The organism is Hymenobacter amundsenii (assembly GCF_002204745.1).
In the GTDB taxonomy this organism is placed as follows: Bacteria; Bacteroidota; Bacteroidia; order Cytophagales; family Hymenobacteraceae; genus Hymenobacter; species Hymenobacter amundsenii.
Genome location: NZ_NIRR01000106.1, coordinates 1 through 640, shown reverse-complemented (window position 1 = coordinate 640; position 640 = coordinate 1). Strand labels below are relative to the sequence as shown.

Below are 640 nucleotides of genomic sequence, written 5' to 3'. Positions count from 1 at the left end.
GTCCTTCATCGCCTCTGAGAGCCTAGGCATCCCCCGTGTGCCCTTTTCTACTTCTTGGTAGAGGCCATCCCGTAAGATGGCCGGCTCGGGTGACTAACCATAGGTTAATCACTCTTCTTGCTTTCTTTTTCTTAAACTCTGTTTTCCTCTATGTCAAAGAACGTGTACCACCCCAATTGGGCGATAAAGCGAAATCGAATGGATATCCACTCTATTTCAAAATTATTCTGTCACCTATGGATACCCGATCGGTATTCCGGTGTGGTGGAGAATAACGGAGTCGAACCGTTGACCCCCTGCGTGCAAGGCAGGTGCTCTAGCCAGCTGAGCTAATCCCCCAGTTGATGCCCATTAACCTTTCGTTAAAGGCAGTGGGCCTGCCTGGACTCGAACCAGGGACCTCTACATTATCAGTGTAGCGCTCTAACCACCTGAGCTACAAGCCCGAGTCGACTCGCGGAGTCGAATCCGTAAAAACTTGAACAAAAGGAAAAGACAATATAGATAATCAGTTAATCCAAGCAGAATCGGGGTCAGATCTAGCTCCAGAAAGGAGGTGATCCAGCCGCACCTTCCGGTACGGCTACCTTGTTACGACTTAGCCCTAGTTACTTGTTCTACCCTAACTGGCTTCGTTGCG

Annotated in this window: 2 tRNA genes and 1 rRNA gene; all 3 read right to left on the bottom strand. The window is 49.4% G+C overall.

The annotated features are described in order from the left end of the window. Positions 1–262 precede the first annotated feature (262 nt). A tRNA-Ala gene (locus tag CDA63_RS20125) sits at positions 263–339 on the bottom strand. Positions 340–372: 33 nt separating this feature from the next. Further along, positions 373–446: transfer RNA gene (locus tag CDA63_RS20120), tRNA-Ile, on the bottom strand. Between the two features lie 103 nt (positions 447–549). Continuing rightward, positions 550–640, bottom strand: a 16S ribosomal RNA gene (locus CDA63_RS20115); the annotation flags it as partial.